The following is a 21,924-nucleotide window of genomic DNA, read 5'->3' on the forward strand; positions in this document are numbered from 1 at the left end:
TCGCGCGCCAGTCGTCTTGCGCGGGTCAAGCCCGGCAATGACCGGATATGAAAAGTCGAGGTTACGAGAAGAACGCGATCTTCTCGGCCTGGCTCATGCGGCGGATCGGCGCGAGTGGATCGTTGGCCGCGACGCTTGGCCTTTTCAGAAGACCGCTGGCGATGATCGTCGAGCCGAGTGAGATCTCCGCTGCGGGAGCAGCAGCCTCAACGGTGGGCGGGAGAGGCGGCGGCATCACCAGAGTTTCGGCAATCGGCGCTGCGGCCAGCGGTGACGGCTCGATCTTGACTTCGGCCCTGACCTCGACCGTCGGCGCGGGCGCCGGCTCGGGCTGAATGGCCGGCGCAACCATTTCCGGCTCGACCGCCATCGCCTCGGCGACGCCCATCGCTTCCGCGATGCGCATCTCCTCGGCGGCGCGCATTTCCTCTGCGATCGCCTCTTCGTCGATCGGATCGGGCGCACCCATCTCCATCGCGATCAGGTCGAGCACCGCCTCGTCATGGGCGTCGGCCGCCGCTTCGTCGCTGACGCGGGCGAGCTCTGCGGCCTCGGCTTCGGTCAGTGCGGCTTCAGCCTTGATCCAGGCTTCGCTCGGCTGTGGCATGACGGCCGTAGCGGCCTCGGTGCCGGGAATCGCGGCTTCGACGTTCGGCGTCGCAGCGGCTTCCTGAGGCGGCGCTGGCGGCGTGGCGGCCATATCGGGGGCTGCACTTTCAGCCACCGGTGGCGGCGCGGCGGCCGCTGCCGGCGGCTCCGCAACCGGCGCCTCGGCCACATCAGGCTCGGCCGCAGGCGTCGCCGCCTTGTCCGGATCGAACTCGCTCAGGCGGCGGGCCAGCGCAGCGAAGCCGGCATCCAGCACGGCCTTGGCATCGTCCATCGAGACCTCGGCGGCGCCGGCCTCGATCGCGCTGACCTGCGAATCGATGATGTCGCAGATCCGGCCGTCATTGCCGATCTCGCGCAACCGCCAGGAGATCTCCCTGATCACCCGCACGCCCTTGCGCACCGGCGCGAGGCTCTGCTCGAAGCTGATGCCGTCGAGCGCGGCCATGGCCGAGGCCTGGGCGGCTTCGATTGCGCCGCGCAGGGCGGCCAGCGCCTGCGCCAGCTGCTCGTCCCTGATCGCCGCTGCGGCGGCTTGCCGCTGCGCGCTGAGGCTTTCCTCGATCCGCACCACCGCATCGAGCACCATGCGGGTATCGGCATTGCGGTTGCGCTTGGCGTATTCGCCGAGGAACCAGCGGCCCCGCGAAGTCTCCATGAAGGCCGCGCTGATCGCGGCATAGTCCTCCTCGCTCGGCAGGGCCGCGCGGGCGGATATCGGCGACAGGGCGAATGCTTCTTCGGCCATCACAATCTCTCCGCGCAAATCACTGCGCGTTACGCTAACGATCACCACGATATCGCGCGAATCGCAATTGAATTGATGTCTTCCGAATCACAAATCCCCATTGCAGCAAAGGTTGCATCGCGGCGATTCGCGAACCGACTCGCGGCATTCTACGCCACGCTGTTCGGCATGACCGGGGTTCACCTGCCGTTTTTCACGGTGTGGCTGAAGGCGATCGGCATCGACGCCACCTGGATCGGCATCATTACCGCGGTGCCGCCGGTGACGCGCTTCACCGTGCTGCCGCTGGTCACCGCGGCGGCGGAACGGCGCCAGATGCTGCGCGGGGCGATCATCGCCACCGGATTCGCCACGGCGTTCGGCTTTGCCGTGATCGGCACCCAGCGCCAGCCGTTCGTGCTGCTGGCGATCTATGCGCTGACCTGCTGCGTCTGGACGCCGATGGTGCCGCTCACCGACGCCTATGCGCTGCGCGGCGTCAGGCAATTCGGCCTCAGCTACGGACCGCTGCGGCTCTGGGGCTCGGCCGCCTTCGCGGTCTGCGCGCTGCTGAGCGGCTTCCTGCTCCGCTATGTCGCGGAGGTCGACCTGATCTGGATCATCACGGCCGTGACGGTGCTCGGCGCGCTGGTCGGGTTGACGCTGCGGCCGCTGGGCCGCCGAGTGGCAGCCGTCACACCTGCGGCCGGCGCGCCAAAACTGCTGCGCAATCCCACCTTCCTCGCCATCATCGTATCCTCGGCGCTGATCCAGGGCAGCCACGGCGCCTATTACATCTTCGCATCGATTGCCTGGCAGCAGGCCGGCTTCAGCGGCCTGACGATCGCGTGTCTCTGGGTGCTCGGCGTGATCGCCGAGATCGTGCTGTTTGCGGCCTCGCCGCGCTTCACGCTGCCGTCGGCGGTGCTGGTGATGATCGCAGCCTCCAGTGCCGCGGCGCGCTGGGCGATCACCGCGCAGGACCCGCCGCTTGCGGTGCTTGCCGTGGTCCAGCTCGGACATGGGCTGAGCTTCGGCCTGACGCAGGTCGGCATCATGGGCCTGATGGTGCATCACGTGCCGGTTCACGTGATGGCGCGCGCGCAAGGCTATCTCACCGCCTGCGGCGGCATTGTCGCGAGCACCACCGCGATCGTCAGCGGCATGGTCTATGCGCGCTTCGGGCTCGGCGTCTACGACATGATGGCCGCAATGGCGGCCACGGGCGGGCTCGTGATGTGGCTGGCGCGCAAGCGCTTCATAGCGTTTTCAAGCGAAGTGGGGACCGGTTCGCGCTAGGAAAACGCGTCAACAAGAGAGCCGGTTAGCCCCAGAGCGCGGCGTCGGGCGGATGGACCAGGCTGCCCTCGTAGCGCAGGCCGTGGTCGCGGTCCCTGGCCAGCAGCAGCGGGCCGTCGAGGTCGACGAAGCGGGCCTGCTGCGCGATCAGCATCGCCGGTGCCATCGCGAGCGAGGTCGCGACCATGCAGCCGATCATGATCTCGAAGCCGAGCGCACGGGCGGCATCCGCCATCGCCAGCGCTTCGGTCAGGCCGCCGGTCTTGTCGAGCTTGATGTTGACGGCGTCATAGCGGCCGCGCAGGCCGGCAAGCGAGCCACGGTCGTGCACGCTCTCGTCGGCGCAGACCGCAACCGGGCGCGGGATCCGCGCCAGCGCCTCGTCCTTGCCCGCCGGCAGCGGCTGCTCGATCAGGGTGACGCCGGCATCGGCGCAGGCCGCGAGGTTGGCGGCGAGGTTATCCTCGGTCCAGGCTTCGTTGGCATCGACGATCAGCTCGGATCGAGGCGCCGCCTTGCGCACGGCGGCGATCCGTGCGCCGTCGCCATCGCCGCCGAGCTTGATCTTGAGCAACTGACGATGCGCAGCCTTCGCGGTGGCCTCCGCCATCGCCTCGGGCGTCCCGAGCGAGATCGTATAGGCGGTGGTGCGCGGCTCCGGCGCGGGCCGGCCGAGCAGGTTCCAGATCCGTTTGCCGGCGCGTTTGGCCTCAAGGTCCGCCAGCGCGCAATCCAGCGCATTGCGGGCGGCGCCGGCGGGCATCCGCTCCTGCAAGGGGATGCGGTCCATGCCGCCGGCGAGCGGCGCCTGCATCGCCTGGATCGCCAGCAGCGTCGCCTCGGGCGTTTCGCCATAGCGCGGGTAGGGCACGCATTCGCCGCGGCCAATGAGGCCGCCCTGGCTTACCTCGGCGACCACCACGATGGCCTCGGTCTTGGCGCCGCGGCTGATCGTGAAGGTCCCCGCGATCGGCCAGCGCTCGATCCGACCGGTCAGGGAAATCGCTCCGGATGGGGTGGAAGTCATTTTAAAGTCTACTATTTCCTGAACCGTGGCTTGCGACGCGCAGCCAACTATGGCTGGTTAGCGGCAGATTCGACAAGCCGATCCGGCAACGCCGGAGATCAGCGTTAGCGGCAGCCAGCCGGCTTGAGGGGTAGGCAAAAGGTGAGCGGCGACCCGACACTGGAGCGGATAGCCCAAGGCGAAGGACTGGCGTTGTGTGCGGCGGGCAACTGGACCGCCCGCTTTGCCCCTGCGCTCGAGCGGATCGTCTCCGACGCGGAGAAGCTGCGCGGGAGCCGGCCGCACATTTTCATCGACGTGTCGCAGGTCGCGAGCCTCGACACCTTCGGCGCCTGGCTGATCGAGCGGCTGCGCCGCAGCCTCAGCGACGCCAGCGCGGAAGCCGAGATCGCCGGCCTGTCGGCCAATTATTCCAGCCTGGTCGACGAGGTCCGCCGCGTCGGTCCCGCGCCCAGGGTGGTCAGCGACCCGCTGTCGATATCAGGCATGCTCGAGCAGATCGGGCGCACCGTGGCCGGGATCGGCGGCACGATCATCGGCCTCGTCGACATGCTCGGCGCGGTGCTGGCGGCCTCCGGCAAGGTGCTGATCCATCCGCGCAGCTTCCGCCTGACCTCGACGGTGCATCACCTCGAGCAGGTGTGCTGGCGCGCGGTGCCGATCGTGGTGCTGATCACCTTCCTGATCGGCTGCATCATCTCGCAGCAGGGCATCTTCCATTTCCGCAGGTTCGGCGCCGACATCTTCGTCGTCGACATGCTGGGCGTCCTGGTGCTGCGCGAGATCGGCGTGCTCTTGGTCGCGATCATGGTCGCGGGCCGTTCCGGCTCCGCCTATACCGCCGAGCTCGGCTCGATGAAGATGCGCGAGGAGATCGACGCGCTGCGCACCATGGGCTTCGATCCGATCGAGGTCCTGATCCTGCCGCGCATGCTGGCGCTGGTGCTGGCGCTGCCGATCCTGGCCTTTCTCGGCGCGATGGCCGCGCTCTATGGCGGCGGCCTGGTGGCCTGGCTCTATGGCGGCGTCGATCCGGAGGCTTTCCTGCTCCGCCTTCGTGATGCCATATCGATCGACCATTTCATCGTCGGCATGGTCAAGGCGCCGGTCATGGCGGCGGTGATCGGTATCGTCGCCTGCGTCGAAGGCCTGGCGGTACAGGGTTCGGCGGAGTCGCTCGGACAGCACACCACCGCATCGGTGGTGAAAGGAATCTTCTTCGTGATCGTGATGGACGGCGTGTTCGCGATCTTCTTCGCCTCGATCGGGATGTGATCATGGCGGAAGAGGACAACGACGCCATCATCCGGGTCCGCGACATCACGGTTCAATTCGGCAACACGCGGGTGCTCGACGGCCTCAACCTCGACGTCAGGCGCGGCGAGATCCTCGGCTTCGTCGGGCCCTCGGGCGCCGGCAAGTCGGTGCTGACGCGCACCATCATCGGGCTCGTGCCGAAGGTCGCCGGCCGCATCGAAGTGTTCGGCGTCGATCTCGACGCCGCGAGCACCTCGCAGCGCCGTGCCGTCGAGCGCCGCTGGGGCATCCTGTTCCAGCAGGGCGCGCTGTTCTCCTCGCTCACGGTGCGCCAGAACATCCAGTTTCCGGCGCGCGAGTATCTGCGCGTCTCGCAGCGGCTGCTCGACGAGATCATGGTGGCGAAACTCGTGATGGTCGGGCTGAAGCCGGAAGTCGCCGATCGTTATCCGTCGGAATTGTCGGGCGGCATGATCAAGCGCGTCGCGCTGGCGCGGGCACTCGCGCTCGATCCAGAACTCGTGTTTCTCGACGAGCCGACCTCGGGTCTCGATCCGATCGGCGCCGGCGAGTTTGACGAGCTGGTGCGCACCCTGCAGCGCACTTTGGGGCTGACCGTTTTCATGGTAACGCACGATCTCGACAGTCTTTACACCGCGTGCGACCGTATCGCCGTTTTAGGGAACGGTAAGATCATTGCTGCAGGATCGATCGCCGACATGAAGGCATCGCAGCATCCATGGCTGCAGCAATATTTCAACGGCAAGCGCGCCCGTGCCGTTGTGGCCTAGCCCATGATCCCGAAACCTGGAGCCGATTTTCGGACGAGATCATGCGCCAACAGGGAATTCGACGGGTTCGAGCGCAGCCGGCTGCGCGAGGGCCCAAGAGTGATTAACGCGAGTAATTGATGGAAACGCGGGCGAACTACGTCTTGATCGGGGCTTTCACGCTGGCGGTGATCGCCGCCGCGTTCGGCTTCGTGCTGTGGTTCCAGAGCCTCCACACCACCAAGCAGCGCAGCCCCTTGCGGGTGATCTTCGAAGGGCCGGCGTCAGGCCTGCGCAACGGCGGCAATGTCAATTTTAACGGTATTCGGATAGGGGAAGTGGTCTCCGTGAAGCTCGACAACCCGCGACGCGTGGTCGCGCTGGCGATGATCGAGAACAACGCACCGCTCCGCAAGGACACCCTGGTCGGTCTCGAGTTCCAGGGGCTCACCGGCGTCGCCGCGATTTCGCTTAAGGGCGGCGAGGAGGCCGCCCCGCCGGTGCCGCTGGACGAGGACGGCATCCCGGTTCTGACCGCCGACCCGAATGCGCTGCAGGACGTCACCGAGGCGATCCGCGCCACCCTGCAAAACGTCAACCGCATCGTCGCCGACAATCAGCAGTCGGTGAAGAATTCGCTGAAGAATCTCGAGGTCTTCACCCAGGCGCTGGCGCGCAATTCCGAGAAGATCGACAACGTCATGCTCAAGGTCGACGGCGTGATGGGCAAGGCCGACAGCCTGATGCTGGGCCTCAATGCGATCGCGGGCGGCAACAATGGCAGCGAGCTGAACCTGATGGTGAAGTCGATCCGCGAGCTCGCCGAGGATCTCGACAAGCGCTCCAATCTCCTGATCAACGACGGTCGCAGGACGCTGTCCGACATCAGCCGCGCGGTGAACAATTTCGACCGCAACCCGAGCCGGGTGATCTTCGGTGGCAGCAACAACGCCGCACCCGAGCCCGCGCCGGCTCCGACCGCACCCGGGCCGCGGCGGCGGCAGTGACGTGACAGGTGACTGGTGCGTGGCGAATAGCCAATAGCCTTCCTTCTCTGCCAGACCCGTCATTGCGAGCCAACGGGTCGCGCGAACGCGCGCGATGACAGGCTCCGCGAAGCAATCCATCGTTCCGCAAGCTCGGTGCGATGGATTGCTTCGTCGCTTGCGCTCCTCGCAATGATGCCGGCTAGTACTGGCACGCCGGTGCCACAGCGAGACTCTGCGGCGGCGCCCCAAAATAAAACGGAGGCCCTTCGGCCTCCGTTTCCATTTGCTATTCGCTCCTCGCTTACTTCGCCGGCTTACCCCAGCCGTCCCGCAGCGTGCGCGAGCAGGGTGTAGACCAGCCCGGTTTCCGAGGTCAGGTGGCTGCTCAGCTCCTGCTGACCGCGGCCGTCGCGGGCGACTTCGTCGAGCAGGCGCTCGAACTCCGCGATGTAGCGGTCGACCGTCTGCTTGAAGCCGCGGTCGGAGCGGTACTTGCGGGCCACCTCATCGAAGGCCTTCTGGCCGGCCGGCGTGTAGAGGCGCTTGGAGAACGCCTTGTTCTCGCCGCGCTGGTAGCGATCCCACATCTCGGCCGCAAGCGTGCGGTCCATCAGCCGGCCGATGTCGAGCGACAGCGACTCCAGCGGATTGACGGGCTGCTGCTGTGGACGCGGGCGCTGCTGGGCGTCGCGGCTCTGCGGGGCAGGTGGCGGTGCGTCGCTGCGGTTGAGCAGGTCGGACAGCCAGCCGTCGCCGTTGTTGTTGGAGCCTGCCGGGCTGACCGACGGGGCCTCGGTGCGGCGCGAGCTCGTCATGCCGAGATCCGGCGGCGGCAGCGTCGAGGCGCTGTTGCCGTTGTCCCGCATCCGCACATCGCCGCGGCCGCCGGCGGCAGCCACCACCGGCTCTTCGTGGCGAACGCTGGCGCGGTTGGTCGAGACCACGTCGAGTCCCCGGCCGTGATGAGCGACGATGCGGTTCAGCTCGGCCAGCGCCTCGATCTGGTCGACGATTACCTTGCGCATCTGCGCGGTGTTCTCGGCGGCCTCCTGCGGCATTTCGAGCACGCCGCGGCGCAGCTCGTTGCGGGTGGCCTCGAGCTCGCTCTGCATCTCGCTCGCCATCTGCTTCATCGCCGTGACCATCGCGGAGAACTTCTCCGTCGATTCCTTGAACATCGCATCGGTCTCGGCGTTGCTCTGCTGGTAGAGGTCGTTCATGGCGTCGACGGTCTGCTGACGCTCGTTCTCGGCCGCCAGGCGCACCGCCTCGAACTGCTTGCTGATCGCAGCCGAACCGGCGCCTGCGGTCTCCGCCACCACGCGGGCGATGTCGCGAGCGCGTTCCTCGGCCGCTCCGAGCGATTCATCGAGCAGCCCGGTGAAGCGCGACAGCCGCTGGTCGAGATCGGTGGTGCGAAGGTCGATGGTCGTGACCAGCGCTTCCAGTGCCGACTTTCGCTCGCTCACGGAGGCCGTCGTCGAGCGGTTGGCTTGCTCGACCAAGGCAGCCGCATCGATCAGCGCCTTGCCGTGGGTCTCGAACTGGCTCGACAGCGCGCCGAGATCTTCCAGCGCCTTGCCGGTCTTGCTGTTGAACACCGTGAGCTGGTCTTCCAGCGTCTGGGTTGCCACGCCGTTGCGCGAGGTGACGTCGTTCATGGCGGACACGAAGTCGGCCACGCGGGTCACCAGCGCGCGCTCCAGCGAGTTGAGGTTGTCGTGGGCGCCGGTCAACACTTCCTGCAAGAGGATGTTGCCTTCGCGCAGCCGCTCGAACAGCGCGACCGTATCGGTACGCAGGATCTTGCTGGTCTCCTGCATCTCCGTGACGGCCGAGATCGAGACCTGGCGCGACTGGTCGATCGCCGCGCGCGAGGCCTGCTCGAGCTCCTTGAGCGACTTCGCCACCGCGCCGGTCGCCTGATCGCCGGCCGAGGTGATGTTGCGCGCGACATCGCTGCCATGGGCCGACATCGACTGCGAGAAGGCGAGGCCGCGGGCTTCGATCGCCTTCAGCGCATCCGCGGTGGCGCGATCCATGTCGCTCGACAGCTGCGTGGTCTTGGCGGTCAGCGCCTCGACCAGCGAGCCGCGGCGGCCGTCGACCATCTGCGACAGACGCTCGGTCTGCTGCTGCACATAGGTGACGATTTCGTCGGTCTTGCCGGTCATCGCCGAGCCGAACGCGCTGGAGGCCGACAGCACCGAACGTTCGATGTCGGCGGAGGTCGTCTTGACCTTGGTCGAGACCTCGTTGGACATGGTGATCAGCGCGGCCTGCGCGTTCTGCGCCGAAGTCTGGATGTTGTCGGTGGTCTTGGCCGTGACCGCACTCAGCGCGCGCTCGATATCGGTCGAGAGCGTGCGGATCTGGGCGGCGGCATCGGCGGAGGTCGCCGCAAACGAGCTCTGGGCCTCGCGGGCGCTGCCTAAGATGGTCTGCGCAGTCTCCGCGCTGGCCGTGGTCAGCGAGCGCTCGATCTCGGCGGAGATCTCGCGGATCTGGCTTGCGGCCTCGCTGGAGGTCGCCACGAACGAGCTCTGGGCCTCGCGGGCGCTGCCGAGGATCGCCTGCGCGGTGTTGGTGCCGACCGAGGTCAGGGTGCGCTCGACATCGACGGCGAGCGACTTGACGTGGTTGGCTGCTTCCGTCGACGCGGTGACGAGGGTGTTCTGCGCCTCGCGGGCGCCGGCCGTCAGCATCTCGACGGTGCCGGAGCCGGCCATCGACAGCGCACGCTGGATGTCGGCGGCAAGTGCCGACACCTTGGTCGCAGCCTCGCTCGACGCGTTGACCAGGGTGCTCTGGGCCTCACGCGCGCCTGACGTGATCGATTCCGCGGTGGCGGAGCCGGCCATCGACAGCGAACGTTCCATATCGGCCGCGAGGGTGCGGACCAGATCGGCGGCCTCGGTGGATGCGCCGGCCAGCGTGCTCTGGGCCGCGCGGGCGGAAGCGACGACGGCTTCCGCGGTGGCGGAGCCCGCCATCGACAGCGAGCGCTCGATGTCAGCCGACAGCGTGCGGACCAGATTGGCCGCGTCGGTCGACGCGCCGGCCAGCGTGCTCTGGGCCTCGCGAGCGGAGGCGACGACGGCTTCCGCGGTGGCGGAGCCCGCCATCGACAGCGAGCGCTCGATGTCGGCCGACAGCGTTCGCACCAGATTGTTGGCGTCGGTCGACGCGCCGGCCAGCGTGCTCTGGGCTTCGCGGGCGGAGGCGACGATGGATTCCGCGGTGGTGGTGCCGGCGGTCGAGAGCGAGTGCTGCACCTCGGCCGCGAGCGTGCGGACCAGGTTGGCCGCTTCGGTGGATGCACCGGTAAGCGTGCTCTGGGCCTCGCGAGCGGAGGCGACGACGGCTTCCGCGGTCGCGGTGCCGGCCATCGAGAGCGAACGCTCGACGTCGCTGGCGAGCGACTTGACCTGGCCGGTGACGTCGGTCGACGTCGAGATCAGCGTGGTCTGGGCCTCGCGGGCACCGGTCATGATCGCCTCGGCGGCGGCAGAGCCGGCCATCGACAGCGACTGCTCGACATCGGTGGCCAGCGACTTGACCTGGCTTGCGGCTTCGACCGAGGCGCTGACCAGCGTGGTCTGCGCGTCGCGGGCGCCGGACAGCACGGAGGCTGCGGTGGCGCTGCCGGCCGCCTGCAGCGTGCGCTCGACATCCTCGGACAGCGCCTTGATCTGCGAGGCGACGTCGCCGGAGGCCGAGACCAGCGACACCTGGGCGTCGCGGGCACTGGTGAGGATCGAGTTGGCGGCGCTGGTGCCGACGGCGGTCAGCACGCTCTCGACCTCGGCCGAGCTCAGCTTGAGCTGGTTGCCGACGTCCGCGGACACGGTGAGCAGCGCCTGCTGCGCGGTGCGCGCGCCGGTCTGGATGGTTTCGCTGGTGTTGACCACGAGGTTGGTCAGCGAGCGCTCGGCGTCCTCGACATGGGACTTGATGCTCGACGACAACAGCTCGGCGCGGGACATCAGGTCCTCGCTCGCCTGGCGGCCGCTGCTCTCGATGCGGCCGGCGACGGCCTCGACGCGCGAGCCCAGCAGGTCCTCGAACTGCGCGACGCGGGTGTCGATGTCGCCGGCGATGACGCCGACGCGGCTCTCGATGCCCTGCTGGATGTCGGCGAACCGCGCCGAGATGGTGTCGGTCAGATTCGCGCTGTGACCATTGATGGTGTCGGCGAGGCGGGTGCTGTGGCCGTTGAGGGTGTCGACCAGGCGGACGCTGTGGCCGTCGATGGTCTCGGTGACGCCGTTGATGCGATGGTCGACCGCGGCGATCGCCTGCACGGTGCCTTCGGTCAGGGTGGTGGTGAGCAGGCCAAGCCGCGAGTCGATCGACTGGATCGCCTGAGAGGCGCCGTCGGTCAGCTGGGTCGCGAGCGTGCCGAGATGGCCATCGATGGTGTCGGTGACCGACTTGGCGCGGCTCTCGAAGGTGACCTCGAGGGACTTCATGCGGCCGTCGATCGCATCATCGAGCGATTGCAGACGGCCGTCGAACGAGCCGATCTTGCTGGCGAGCGAACTATCGAACGAGGACAGCTTGTTGGTCAGCGAAGTGTCGAGATTGGTGACGCGGCTGCCGAGCGTGGTCTCGAACTGCAGCAGGCGCTGGTCGAGTGAGGCGGTGATTTCGCCGCTGTTGGTGGTGACACGATGGTCGAAGGTGTCGACATAGGTCTTCAGGCTGTCGGCGATGTCCTGGGTCCGCTGGCCCATGCGCTCGACGATGTCGCCGCCGAAGGTCTTCACCGTGCGGTCGAATTCCGAGATGTGGCGGGTGATCAGCGCGCCGAGCGTGCCGGAGTCGCGGGCGAATTTCTCGGCGAGCTCGCTGCCATGGTTCCTCACCAGGTCGTCGAACGCGCTCATCTGCAGCGACAGCGAGTCGTGCGCGGTCTCGGTCTGGCCCACCACCTTGGCGACCAGCGAATTGACGGTGACGTCGAGCGCCTCGCTTGCCTTGTCGCCGGACGTCATGATCTGGCCGGCGAGGCGGTTGCCGGCATCGTCGATCTTGCTGACGAGGTCGTTGCTGCGCAGCTCGAGCTCGAGCAGCAGCGAGTCCGCGGAGTTCTTCAGGGAGTCGTGGACCTCTTCGGTGCGGTCGGAGATGCCGTCGACGATGACAGACGAACGCTGCTCGAACTCGCCGGTGATGCGGTCGATGCGCTCGTTGAGCAACTCGTGGACGCGATCGGCCAGATCGACGAACTCGTCATGGACATGGCCGGTCTTGAAGTTGAGGCTGGTGGTCAGCCGCTCGGAGGCGTCCATCACCGCGCGCGTGGTCTCGGCGCTGGCTTCCTCGAGACGGTCGAGCAGGTCGCCGCCGCGCTCGCCGAGCGCGAGGATCATGTTGTCGCCGGCATGGCTCAGCGCGGTGGTGATGTGCTGGCCGCGCTCTTCCAGCGCGCCGGTGATGCTCTTGGCGACCTCGTCGACGCGCGAGGCGATCGCGTCGGAGATCAGCGCGATGTCGTGGCGCAGGTCGATCTGCACGCCGGAGATCGCGCTGCGCACCTGCTCGGCCTGGCCGACCAGGTTGTCGCGCTGGTGGGCGATGTCCTGCAGCAGCGCGCGGATGCGCACCTCGTTGTCGGAATAGGCGCGTTCCAGCGCCGCGACCTCGTTGGCGACGAGGGTCTCGAGTTCGCCGGCGCGCGCGATCGCGCGCTCGACGCCGTCGCCCATCGCCGCGACTTCGCGGCGGATCGCCTGGCCGACCGTCACCATGGAATCGGCGGCGGCGTTTTCCGGCTCGGAGAATCGCATCGCGACCTGCGCCATCGATTGCGCGATCATCTGCATGCGCTGACCGTGCGCGGCGAGGCTGGCGAGATAGTAGAACAGCAGGATCGGCACGGCGAACAGCGCGGCAAGGCCGGCGAGCACCAGGACGCCGGTGCCCTGGGCCATCGAGGCCTGCAGGGCCGGCCAGAACGCGATGGTGAGGATGACGCCGCCCAGCAGCCAGGCGCCGGAGCAGACAAAGAACAGCGTGAAGGCGTTGCGCGCGCGTCCTCCCTGCAGCGTCTGCAGCATCTGGCCGATGGTTTCGCGATCATCATTGGCGGCGCGGCGCGGCGCGCGCGGTTCTTCGATCGGCTCGAACGCCGAACGATCGGAATTACTCGGACGGGACTCGAACGATGTGGCTGAAAAATCGGCAGCGGGCGGCAGGTTCGGCGGCGCGGCGCCTTCGTTGAGGGGGCTGCGATTCTCCGCGCCCTGTTCGCTGATGTTGAGGGCTTCCTGGATGGCAGAAAGCGCGACTTCGGTGGGATCTTTGACCTTCTTGGGAGTGTTCGCCATGTTCAGTCTGAGCCCTCTCACTATTTTACGCGTCGGCGAGCCTGCGATCGTCCCCACGCAAGCTCGAAGCCGGTGCCCACAAGCGGAGCGCAAGCCGGCCCCCCTGGGCGGCTTGTCCGCTACATCCGCAAACATCCTATTGGGAGAGCGATGCGAATGAAATGCTTGCGATTAATACTTTCTTAATCATCGTTAACAGCTTTGCGCCATAAGGCCTTATGGGCACTCGAAATTCCCGCTCTAGAGCGCCGATTGTGTCCGGAAATTGTCCATAATCGGGCGGTTTTGCCGATCATCCCAACAACAATCCGTTAACCAGTTTCGTGATTGGCTGGGCCAACGATCCGCCGGCGAGGGCCCGGCGGAGACGACAGGGACAGGCCATGCCGCTTCACCTCGAACGGGTCGAATGGACGCAATCGCCGCCGCTGGCGCCCGGCGCCGGGCCGATCGACGTCGATCATCTTCAGCGCATGACGCTGGGCGATCCGGGCCTCGAGCGGGAAGTGCTGGCCATGTTCTCGACCCAGTCGGCCCGGATCCTCGGTGAACTGGCCGCCTTGCCGCCGGAGGCGGCGACCCATGCCCACACCCTGAAAGGATCGGCGCGGGCGATCGGCGCCTTCGGCGTCGCCGAGGCTGCTGCCCAGCTGGAGACCGCGCTGACCGGCGGTTCCGATGCGGCCCAGCCGCTTGCCGCGCTCGGCGCCGCGATCGCCGAGGCGCGCACGGCGATCGAGCTGATCCTGGGCCGCTCCTAGGCGTCCGGCGTCTCGGCGGCCCGCTGCGAAGGCTTGGGCGGCTTCCCAACCGGCTGGCAGGTTTTCGGTCTCCGCGCTAGCGCTGTGCGGACCGACCCGTTATACGACTGCCCGGGACCTTTCCATCCATCGTCCGGCGCATTCCGGCAGCACGAGCAATCATGGCCAAAATCCACTTTATCGACCATTCCGGCGAGAAACGCACAGTTGACATCGAGAACGGCGCGACGGTGATGGAAGGCGCAATCCGCAACGCCATTCCCGGCATTGAAGCCGAATGCGGCGGCGCCTGCGCCTGTGCGACCTGCCATGTCTATGTCGATGAAGCCTGGCGCGAGAAGGTCGGCGCGCCGTCGCCGATGGAAGAGGACATGCTGGATTTCGGCTTCGACGTGCGTCCGAATTCGCGGCTGTCCTGCCAGATCAAGGTGACCGACGATCTCGACGGATTGGTCGTGTCGACGCCGGAGCGACAGGCCTAGGATCTCTTATTCGCCGTCCGGATTCACTCCGCGACGGACCCAGCGGCGGAAGTTCTGCTTGACCTCCGCCGGCAGCGGCGCCGGCCTCCGCGTGGCCTCATCGATCATCACCGTGACCGCCTTCGCCGATGCCACGCATCTGCCTTCCGAAAACACCACCTGGTCGAAGGTGGTCGATGTGCGTCCAAACTTGACGAGACCGAGCCCGAGCTCGATCTGACCCGGCCAGTGCAGCTCGGCGCGGAAATGGATGTCGAGGCGCACCATGATCCAGCCGAGCCCCGCCGGCATCAGCCCCATGCTGCGGTCCTTCACCAGCGTGACGCGGCCGGTTTCAAAATAGCTCGCATAGACGGCGTTGTTGACGTGCCCGTTGGGGTCGAGATCGGCAAAGCGCACATTGTCGGACAGGCGGTAGGGAAAGTCTTCCAGGCGCGGCGCATCGTCAGCACGGACAGGGGCATTCACGAGGGGGATCTCCGTCGGTTTCCCGCCCATACAGCCGAGTTGCGCAGGCTCGGCAAGGGGTTGCCGCGCCAGCCGCTGTCCCTATTATGCATGTCGCGATCCGGCCCACTTGGCTGGACAGGCGAAAAAGCCGTCCAGTCGATTTCAACTGAAAAGAAGCGGACATGAGCGAAGCGATCAAGACCGATGTGCTGATTATTGGCGCGGGCCCCTGCGGACTGTTCGCCGTGTTCGAACTGGGCCTGCTCGACATGAAGGTGCATCTGGTCGACATCCTCGACAAGATCGGCGGGCAATGCGCCGAGCTCTATCCGGAGAAGCCGATCTACGACATTCCCGGAATTCCCTTCGTCACCGGTCAGGGCCTCACCGAACAGCTGCTGGAGCAGATCAAGCCGTTCGGCCCGACCTTCCATCTCAACGAGATGGTCGAGAGCATCGAGAAGATCGGCGATCCCCTGTTCCGGGTGAAGACCGACGCCGGCAAGGAGTTCGAGTGCAAGGTCGTCGTGATCTCGGCCGGTGGCGGCTCGTTCCAGCCGAAGCGCCCGCCGGTGCCGGGCATCGAGGCCTATGAAGGCACGTCGGTGTTTTATGCCGTGCGCAAGATGGAGCAATTCCGAGACAAGAACATCCTGATCGTCGGCGGCGGCGATTCCGCGCTCGACTGGACGCTCAATCTGCATCCGATCGCCAAGCGCATCACGCTGCTGCACCGGCGCGACGATTTCCGCGCGGCGCCGCACAGCGTCGAGCAGATGCGTGCGCTCGTTGCCGACGGCAGGATGGATCTGAAGATCGGCCAGGTCACGGGGCTCGAAGGCGCCAACGGCCAGCTCTCGGGCGCGGCGCTCAAGGGCAACGACAATGCGGTCTCGACGATCGCCTGCGATACGATGCTGCCGTTCTTCGGACTCACCATGAAGCTCGGCCCGGTCGCGAACTGGGGCGTGGCGCTGGAGAACAATCTGGTGCCGGTCGACACCGCGGCGTTCGAGACCAACGTGTCCGGCATCTTCGCGATCGGCGACATCAACACCTATCCGGGCAAGCTCAAGCTCATTCTCTCCGGCTTCCACGAGGGTGCGCTGATGGCGCAGAAGGCGCACCGCTACGTGTATCCGGACAAGCGGCTGGTGTTCCAGTACACAACCTCGTCATCGAGTCTGCAGAAGAAGCTCGGGGTGAACTGATTTCACTCGAGCGGAGACCAGTGCCAGGGGCATGGGCCATTTCCTGCGCGGCGCGAGTACTGGAACACTCCGTGAAATGGCCGTAGTCTGCTTGTAGTCGAGTTGGTCGATTGATCAGGTGATGATGATGCGGAACACGCTATCCAGACTTCGGCTGATCCTCGCGATCGCCACGGCCTTTGCGCTAGCTGCTCCGCTTGCGGCCTCGGCGGCCGACCCGTCGGCTGCCGGCCTTTGGCAAAAGGTCGAAGACGGCAAGCCCGAGGGCTGGTTCCTGGTGATCGAGCGCAATGGTCTGTTCGAAGGCATGATCGCAAAGATGTTTTCATCGCCCGGCGATCCGCCCAATCCGGTCTGCTCGAAATGCACCGACGATCGCAAGGACATGCCGTGGCTCGGCATTCCCCTCATTCGCGACATGAAGCGCAACGGGCTCGCCTATGAAGGCGGCAACGTGCTCGATCCGCGCAACGGCAAGGTCTACAAGGCCAAGATGACGTTGAGCGCCGATGGTCAGACGCTGACCATGCGCGGCTTTCTCGGCATCTCTCTGTTCGGCAAGGATGAGGTCTGGACCCGGCTGCCTGACACCGCGGTGGCCCAGCTCGATCCCGCGATCGTCGCCAAATACCTGCCGGCGCAAGCCGCGGTGGCGAAGCCGGCCGCGCCGGTGCCCGCGACGAAGCGGCACTAACACTTCTCTCTCGCTAACGCTCCGATCTGCGCGCGCTCACGCTCCGCTCCTGCGTGGCAGCGTGAGCGTTCAGCGCTGTCCCGTCGGTGCAATCGGCATCGGCAGTGGCGCGACCGGCTCGGTAATCACTTCGGGCACAGCGGTGTTCAACTGCAGCACGGTGGCGGCCGCGGGGACCGCCGCATCGGCCATCGCGGCATGGCCTTCGGCACTCGGATGCACCGCGCCGCCATACACCGCCGACAGGATGCCCCATGTCGCGTCGTGGATGTCGCTTGGCTGCATCGAGGACGGCAGGCCCTGCGGGTAGGTCATCGCCGTGAAGTAGCTGTCATTGGCGTCGCGGATCCAGCGCGCGCGCGGCAGATAGGCGCGGTATTCGCCGGCGCTGCGGCCGCATTTCAGCGGCTGGTTGGCGGCGGCGACGATGTCCGAGACGAAGCTCTCGCCGTTGGCAGCGAAGCAGTCGCGGTCGAATTCCGGATCGGTCGAGGCGCGTGCGCAGAAGCCATGGCTCGCAAACGCGTCCTGATGCGCATCGACGAAGGTCATGCGGTCGGCCTGCGGATTGCGGCAGATAATGCCGGACTGGCACTGCGCGATCGCCTTGAGCTGCGGCAGGAACTCGTTCTGCACGAAGCTCGAGACCGACGCGAGGCGGTTGGGATCCGCGTTGAACGAGGGATGGATCTCGAAGCCGGCGCGGCCGCCGGGGCAGGGCGCGCCGCCATTGGCCAGCGCCGGATTGGCGTAGGCCGTGTAGATCACGTGCGAGAGATCGCCGCCGACCAGCGGCTTCAGCGCATCGCGCAGCTTGGCAAAATCGGCCGGCAGGTCGCGCGCCAGCGCCGAACGGGCATCCTCGACGCTGGCCATCGAGCCGCCGCGGCTGAACAGCGTGCGCTCGGTCGGCGTGTCGACGATCACGTTGGCGACGAGGCCGGAGAAGTAGATGTCGTTGGCGCCGATCGAGAGCAGCACGAGGTCGAGGGTGCGGTCGGGCTGACGGCGCTTGGCGGCGGCGAGTGCCGTGCGCAGCTCGGCGATCTGGCCGTTGACGGTGCCCGAGCAGGTGTTGGCTGTCTTCGTCGGCAGGCATTCCCGCGCCTGCTGCGAGCCGAGCAGGCCGTCGGCGATGCTGGCGCCGGTGCAGGCCAGCGGCAGATAGGTCACCGCGATGTGCGGATATTGCACGGCGAGCGCGAGCGCGGTGCGGGTCTGGTAGCTGTACAGCGATCGGTGACAGGCCGAGTTGAGCCACAGCGCGCTCTGGCGCTGCCAGTTGGTCAGGGTGTCCGGTGCTTCGCAGGCGCGGCCGCCTTTGTAGCCGGCGCGGCTCGGCCGGTAATATTGCGCCCCGCCGAGATAGGAGCGGAAGCAGAACCCCTCGTCGGAGAGCGCAATCGCGCGGTCGGGATTGCCCTCGCCGGATGCGATGCTGTCGCCGAGGCCCGCGATCAGCAAGTCGCGCACCTCGATCTGCGTCGTCACGCGCTGGTTGGCGTCCGAGCCGCTTGCGACGTCGACGGTCGCGACCGTGGTGCGGCCGTAGCGGACGCGCAGGTTGATCGGCTCGGCGCAATCGAATGTCGAGGATTGCGGCCCGTCGCCGTCGTCGAACGACCAGGCGCAGGTCGCGCCGACCGGAACCGGCCCGGTGAGCCGTACGACGATCGGATGATCGATCGGCGTCAGATAGCTTTCCTTGACGTTGTCGCGCGTGCAGGGTTCGCTGACGCGGCCCTGCAGGTCGATGCAGAGCCGGTTCACTGTGTTGCGCGCCCAGCCGCGGCCGTCGCTTTGCAGTTCCAGCGTCTGTTCCGAGGCCAGCACGCTGCGGCCAAGCCCGCTCTCGACATGCAGGCGGAAGTCGCGTTCCTCGCGGAACAGGCGGAAGCGGTTGCGGACCTCCCAGGAGATCTGCAACTGGTTGTCCTGCGCGTCCGCGGCCGATGCGAAGACCGCGGCCAGCGCGCTGCCGAGCAGCACGCTGCAGACCGTCACCCGAAACGAAAATCGAACCAAAAAGCCAATCATGGCGCGGTTTGACGCGAGCGGTACGGCGAAAATAAGAGAAGCGGTCGCGAGGATCGAAAATCCGGGGTCGAGGGCCCGCACAGGGGCCGATAACGTTGTCCGTTACCGTTTCAGCTGCCTGACCCGCTGCTGCCGGCTTTCGATCGGTTGCCGCACGGTCGCCGAAGCCGTGCAGGCTTGGCTTAGCCGTTTCCGCTCTTGCCAAGGCTGCACCACGTTGAGCCAGAGCTCGCGCATGCCCATGATCGAGATCGAAATCCCGAACGGGATCAGGAAGTAGAGGATGCGGAACACGACCAGCGTCGCCAGCAATTGTTCCTTGCTGAACTCCGGCAGCGCCACCAGCATCGCGGCGTCGAACACGCCGATCGAGCCGGGGGCGTGGCTGGCGAAGCCGAGCAGCGTCGCCAGGATGAACACGACCGCCAGCGAGACGAAGTCGATATGCGGCTCGGTCGGCATCAGCAGGTACATTGCGAGCGCGCAGAAACCGAGATCGACCACTCCGATCAGGATCTGCAACAGCGTCAGCTTGGCCGAGGGCAGCACCACCTTCCAGCCGTTCTGGCCGAGCTCGCGGCGCTTCTCGCCGGTCAGGAGCCAGACGAAATAGGCACCGATGCCGGCAAGGCAGCCGAGCGCGATCAGCCGGTTCATCGCCGGCGGCAGCAGGTCCATCGCCGACGCCGCCGCCGGGTGCCAGGCCATGCCGAAGCCGAGCACGAACAAATTGCCGAGCCAGAAGGTCAGGCCCGACAGAAAGCAGATCTTGGCGACGTCGATCGCGGAGAGGCCATAATCGGAATAGATCCGGAAGCGGATCGCGCCGCCGGTGAAAACCGTGGCGCCGATATTGTGGCCGATCGTGTAGCTCGTGAAGCTCGACAGCGCTGCGATGCGGTAGGGGACATGGATCTTGCCGATCGTGCGCAGCGCGAAGAAGTCGTAGAAGGTCAGCGTGCAGAACGCCCCGACCACGCAGAGCGCCGCCAGCGCGATCCGGTGCGGCGCGATGTTGGTGAGCGCGGTGAGAATGATGCCGGTATCGACGCCCTTCAGGGTGTGAACAAGCGACGTGATCGCGAACGCGATGATCAACACACTCGCGGCGATCCCGAGCCGTTTCCAGCCGATCTTTTCCTTGAAACCACGCCCGAGCGTGGTCAGCAGCCGAAGCATTCATCCTCCCGGCGGGGCGGCAAATTTCAGTGGGACCCGATCACGGACGGCGACGGGTGACGGGCAAACGCACCGTACGCGATGACCCATAAGGCAAAACCGATGCGTTGTGCAGCCCTTGACAAGCCAACCTTCGGCCCTCGTCCAGCGTCATTGTCATATTGGCTACATATGTTCTCGCTCTGCGGAATGTGAGTCGCAGGACCGCGATGGGGCCACTGCATGTTCCGCCGTTTCAGGCGGTTTCGCCGGCTTTTTTGCCGATTTTGCGGCCGTCCCGGCGTCGATGCGGGTTAGTTGGCGCGCGGCGAATGGACGATATGCATCAGCATGGGGACGGCTGAGCCGGCTGTGACGTTTACCAAAGTGTGAGGTCGACGCGCGCATGCGCATGATCCGCCCTGCGCTCGGGCCGGCGAGCCGCGCGAGGGCGGTCCGTAGGTCTATTGAGGCAAAACGCCGCGCAAGCGGGCCGCCGTCGGACAGACCGGCCAGGCACGCGATTTCACACTTCGATCCGTGGCGAAGTGTTGCGGCGAAACGAAGGCCTATGTCTCGCATTGGTTGCCGAGAGCAAGGACAAGACCATGCAACAGACCTCCCTGAACGTCCGGCACATGCCGGACCGCCGCGCAACGTCGCATCAGCAAACGAGCGGGCTCGCGGCGACGTTGACGCTCGCCGCGATGAGTCTCGGCTATGGCGTCGTGCAGCTCGATGTCACCATCGTCAACACGGCGCTCAACGCGATCGGCGCCTCGCTCGGCGGTGGCGTTGCCGAACTGCAATGGCTGGTTAGCGCCTACACGATCGCCTTTGCGGCCTTCATCCTGACCGCGGGCGCGCTCGGCGACCGGATCGGCGCCAAGCGCATCTTCATGGCCGGGTTTGCGATCTTCACCGCGGCATCGGTTGGCTGCGCGATCGCGCCTGATGCGACGACGCTGATCGCCGCCCGCTGCGTGCAGGGGCTGGCCGCGGCCATCCTGGTGCCGAACTCGCTGGCGCTGCTCCGCCATGCCTATGAAGACGAGAAGGCGCGGGGACGGGCGGTCGGTGTCTGGGCCGCGGGCGCGAGCCTTGCGCTCACCGCCGGCCCGTTCGTCGGCGGCGGACTGATCGCGCTGGTCGGCTGGCGCGCGATCTTTCTGGTCAACCTGCCGATCGGCCTCGCCGGCTTGTGGCTCGCCTGGCGCTTTGCCAGCGAAACCACGCGTCATCAGCAACACCGGCTCGATCTGCCGGGTCAGGTCGCGGCGATCGCCGCGCTCGGCACGCTGGCCGGCGCGCTGATCGAAGGCGGCGCGCTCGGCTGGGGCAGCCCGTTCGTGATCGCGGGCTTCGTTCTCGCCGCCGTCTTCTCCGTGCTGTTCGTCTGGCGTGAGGCGCGCGCGCCGCAGCCGATGCTGCCGCTGTCGCTGTTTCGCCACCGGATGTTTGCCCTGACCTCGCTGGTCGGCCTCCTGGTCAATGTCGCGTTCTACGGCCTGATCTTCGTGCTCAGCCTCTACTTCCAGCAGGTCAACGGGCTGTCGGCGTTCGCCACTGGCCTCGCGTTCGTGCCGATGCTCGGCGCCGTGCTGCCCGCCAACCTGATCGCGCCGCATGTCGCGGAGCGGATCGGCGCGCCGGCGACAATCGCGCTCGGTGCCGCGCTCTCGGCCGCCGGATGTCTTGCGCTGCTGTTCATCGGCCCCGGCACGAGCTATCTCGCGATCTGCCTGCAATTGCTGGCCGTGTGCGGCGGCCTCGGCCTGCTGGTGCCGCCCCTGACATCGGCGCTGCTCGGCAGCGCCGAGCCGCAGCATGCCGGCATCGCGGCCGGGGTGTTGAACGCGACCCGGCAGACCGGCAGCGTGCTCGGCGTCGCACTGTTCGGCTCGATGGTCAGCCGGTCCGCGGCCTTCATCGCCGGCCTGCATGCGGCGCTCGTCATCTCCGCCGGCGTGTTGCTGGCGGCGGCTGCGCTGATCTGGATCGGCGCATGGTCAGAGGCTCGGCGTTGAGACGAGCTGCGGCGAGGCTTCTCAGCTTTGCCCTGATGCGATCGCCTGCATTCAAGGCTTTTTCACCATGCGTGGAACCCTGCTGCGGTGCGGT

General features: G+C 66.7%; 15 protein-coding genes. 9 read left to right on the top strand and 6 right to left on the bottom strand.

From position 1 onward, the window contains the following. Positions 1-61: 61 nt before the first annotated feature. Positions 62-1,357, bottom strand: a complete 1,296-nt coding sequence (locus I6F38_RS09610) for a hypothetical protein (protein ID WP_172647662.1) — start codon at positions 1,355-1,357, stop codon at positions 62-64. A 75-nt stretch (positions 1,358-1,432) separates the two neighbouring features. On the opposite strand from I6F38_RS09610, the gene I6F38_RS09615 reads away from it, so the two are divergent. Beyond that, complete coding sequence (locus I6F38_RS09615; protein WP_016841245.1) at positions 1,433-2,635, top strand: MFS transporter; 1,203 nt, start codon at positions 1,433-1,435, stop codon at positions 2,633-2,635. A 25-nt stretch (positions 2,636-2,660) separates the two neighbouring features. Here I6F38_RS09615 and dgcA read toward each other — a convergent pair whose 3' ends face one another. Then, complete coding sequence (gene dgcA / locus I6F38_RS09620; RefSeq protein ID WP_016841244.1) at positions 2,661-3,662, bottom strand: N-acetyl-D-Glu racemase DgcA; 1,002 nt, start codon at positions 3,660-3,662, stop codon at positions 2,661-2,663. Between the two features lie 141 nt (positions 3,663-3,803). On the opposite strand from dgcA, the gene I6F38_RS09625 reads away from it, so the two are divergent. From I6F38_RS09625 to I6F38_RS09635, 3 genes are all read left to right on the top strand, one after another. Continuing rightward, positions 3,804-4,937: an ABC transporter permease gene (locus I6F38_RS09625; RefSeq protein ID WP_038380720.1), complete on the top strand. Its 1,134-nt coding sequence runs from the start codon at positions 3,804-3,806 to the stop codon at positions 4,935-4,937. A 2-nt stretch (positions 4,938-4,939) separates the two neighbouring features. After that, positions 4,940-5,710 carry an ABC transporter ATP-binding protein gene (locus I6F38_RS09630; protein ID WP_028338275.1) on the top strand — a complete coding sequence of 257 codons (771 nt, stop codon included), beginning with the start codon at positions 4,940-4,942 and terminating at the stop codon, positions 5,708-5,710. Between the two features lie 119 nt (positions 5,711-5,829). Then, positions 5,830-6,696: an MlaD family protein gene (locus I6F38_RS09635; RefSeq protein ID WP_225160134.1), complete on the top strand. Its 867-nt coding sequence runs from the start codon at positions 5,830-5,832 to the stop codon at positions 6,694-6,696. Between the two features lie 296 nt (positions 6,697-6,992). On the opposite strand, the gene I6F38_RS09640 is transcribed toward I6F38_RS09635, so the two are convergent. Continuing rightward, complete coding sequence (locus I6F38_RS09640) at positions 6,993-13,010, bottom strand: negative regulator of septation ring formation (protein ID WP_225160135.1); 6,018 nt, start codon at positions 13,008-13,010, stop codon at positions 6,993-6,995. Between the two features lie 383 nt (positions 13,011-13,393). Here I6F38_RS09640 and I6F38_RS09645 point away from each other — a divergent pair, with 383 nt between their 5' ends. Both I6F38_RS09645 and I6F38_RS09650 read left to right on the top strand, forming a co-directional pair. Further along, complete coding sequence (locus I6F38_RS09645) at positions 13,394-13,771, top strand: Hpt domain-containing protein (protein WP_028338273.1); 378 nt, start codon at positions 13,394-13,396, stop codon at positions 13,769-13,771. Between the two features lie 161 nt (positions 13,772-13,932). Continuing rightward, positions 13,933-14,253, top strand: a complete 321-nt coding sequence (locus I6F38_RS09650; RefSeq protein ID WP_016841525.1) for a 2Fe-2S iron-sulfur cluster-binding protein — start codon at positions 13,933-13,935, stop codon at positions 14,251-14,253. 6 nt (positions 14,254-14,259) lie between these two features. Here I6F38_RS09650 and I6F38_RS09655 read toward each other — a convergent pair whose 3' ends face one another. Next, positions 14,260-14,721, bottom strand: a complete 462-nt coding sequence (locus I6F38_RS09655; RefSeq protein ID WP_092085034.1) for a thioesterase family protein — start codon at positions 14,719-14,721, stop codon at positions 14,260-14,262. A 164-nt stretch (positions 14,722-14,885) separates the two neighbouring features. Between I6F38_RS09655 and I6F38_RS09660 the strand changes: the two genes are divergently transcribed. Both I6F38_RS09660 and I6F38_RS09665 read left to right on the top strand, forming a co-directional pair. Further along, positions 14,886-15,914 carry an NAD(P)/FAD-dependent oxidoreductase gene (locus I6F38_RS09660; protein ID WP_168855018.1) on the top strand — a complete coding sequence of 343 codons (1,029 nt, stop codon included), beginning with the start codon at positions 14,886-14,888 and terminating at the stop codon, positions 15,912-15,914. 127 nt (positions 15,915-16,041) lie between these two features. Then, entirely contained in the window at positions 16,042-16,608 is a 567-nt protein-coding gene (locus tag I6F38_RS09665; protein ID WP_026193022.1) for a DUF2147 domain-containing protein, read from the top strand. A 69-nt stretch (positions 16,609-16,677) separates the two neighbouring features. Here the strand turns inward: I6F38_RS09665 and I6F38_RS09670 are convergent, their stop codons facing one another. Both I6F38_RS09670 and I6F38_RS09675 read right to left on the bottom strand, forming a co-directional pair. Further along, positions 16,678-18,594, bottom strand: coding sequence for a hypothetical protein (locus tag I6F38_RS09670; protein WP_225160186.1), 1,917 nt, complete (start codon positions 18,592-18,594; stop codon positions 16,678-16,680). 153 nt (positions 18,595-18,747) lie between these two features. Further along, entirely contained in the window at positions 18,748-19,824 is a 1,077-nt protein-coding gene (locus I6F38_RS09675) for a YbhN family protein (protein ID WP_028337716.1), read from the bottom strand. A gap of 617 nt (positions 19,825-20,441) precedes the next feature. Between I6F38_RS09675 and I6F38_RS09680 the strand changes: the two genes are divergently transcribed. Next, the gene (locus I6F38_RS09680; RefSeq protein ID WP_225160187.1) at positions 20,442-21,830 is read left to right on the top strand and encodes an MFS transporter; all 1,389 of its coding nucleotides are present in this window, start codon (positions 20,442-20,444) and stop codon (positions 21,828-21,830) included. Positions 21,831-21,924 lie beyond the last annotated feature (94 nt).

Origin of the sequence: Bradyrhizobium sp. BRP56 (assembly GCF_020194035.1) — a bacterium.
GTDB lineage: Bacteria > Pseudomonadota > Alphaproteobacteria > Rhizobiales > Xanthobacteraceae > Bradyrhizobium > Bradyrhizobium australafricanum.

Excerpts from the sequence above, each read along its gene's own strand:
- I6F38_RS09630 (WP_028338275.1), top strand. The coding sequence starts at position 4,940 with ATGGCGGAAGAGGACAACGACGCCATCATCCGGGTCCGCGACATCACG.
- I6F38_RS09665 (WP_026193022.1), top strand. The coding sequence starts at position 16,042 with ATGCGGAACACGCTATCCAGACTTCGGCTGATCCTCGCGATCGCCACG.
- I6F38_RS09650 (WP_016841525.1), top strand. The coding sequence starts at position 13,933 with ATGGCCAAAATCCACTTTATCGACCATTCCGGCGAGAAACGCACAGTT.
- I6F38_RS09640 (WP_225160135.1), bottom strand. The coding sequence starts at position 13,010 with ATGGCGAACACTCCCAAGAAGGTCAAAGATCCCACCGAAGTCGCGCTT.
- I6F38_RS09645 (WP_028338273.1), top strand. The coding sequence starts at position 13,394 with ATGCCGCTTCACCTCGAACGGGTCGAATGGACGCAATCGCCGCCGCTG.
- I6F38_RS09610 (WP_172647662.1), bottom strand. The coding sequence starts at position 1,357 with ATGGCCGAAGAAGCATTCGCCCTGTCGCCGATATCCGCCCGCGCGGCC.
- dgcA (WP_016841244.1), bottom strand. The coding sequence starts at position 3,662 with ATGACTTCCACCCCATCCGGAGCGATTTCCCTGACCGGTCGGATCGAG.
- I6F38_RS09660 (WP_168855018.1), top strand. The coding sequence starts at position 14,886 with ATGAGCGAAGCGATCAAGACCGATGTGCTGATTATTGGCGCGGGCCCC.
- I6F38_RS09675 (WP_028337716.1), bottom strand. The coding sequence starts at position 19,824 with ATGCTTCGGCTGCTGACCACGCTCGGGCGTGGTTTCAAGGAAAAGATC.
- I6F38_RS09680 (WP_225160187.1), top strand. The coding sequence starts at position 20,442 with ATGCCGGACCGCCGCGCAACGTCGCATCAGCAAACGAGCGGGCTCGCG.
- I6F38_RS09615 (WP_016841245.1), top strand. The coding sequence starts at position 1,433 with ATGTCTTCCGAATCACAAATCCCCATTGCAGCAAAGGTTGCATCGCGG.
- I6F38_RS09635 (WP_225160134.1), top strand. The coding sequence starts at position 5,830 with ATGGAAACGCGGGCGAACTACGTCTTGATCGGGGCTTTCACGCTGGCG.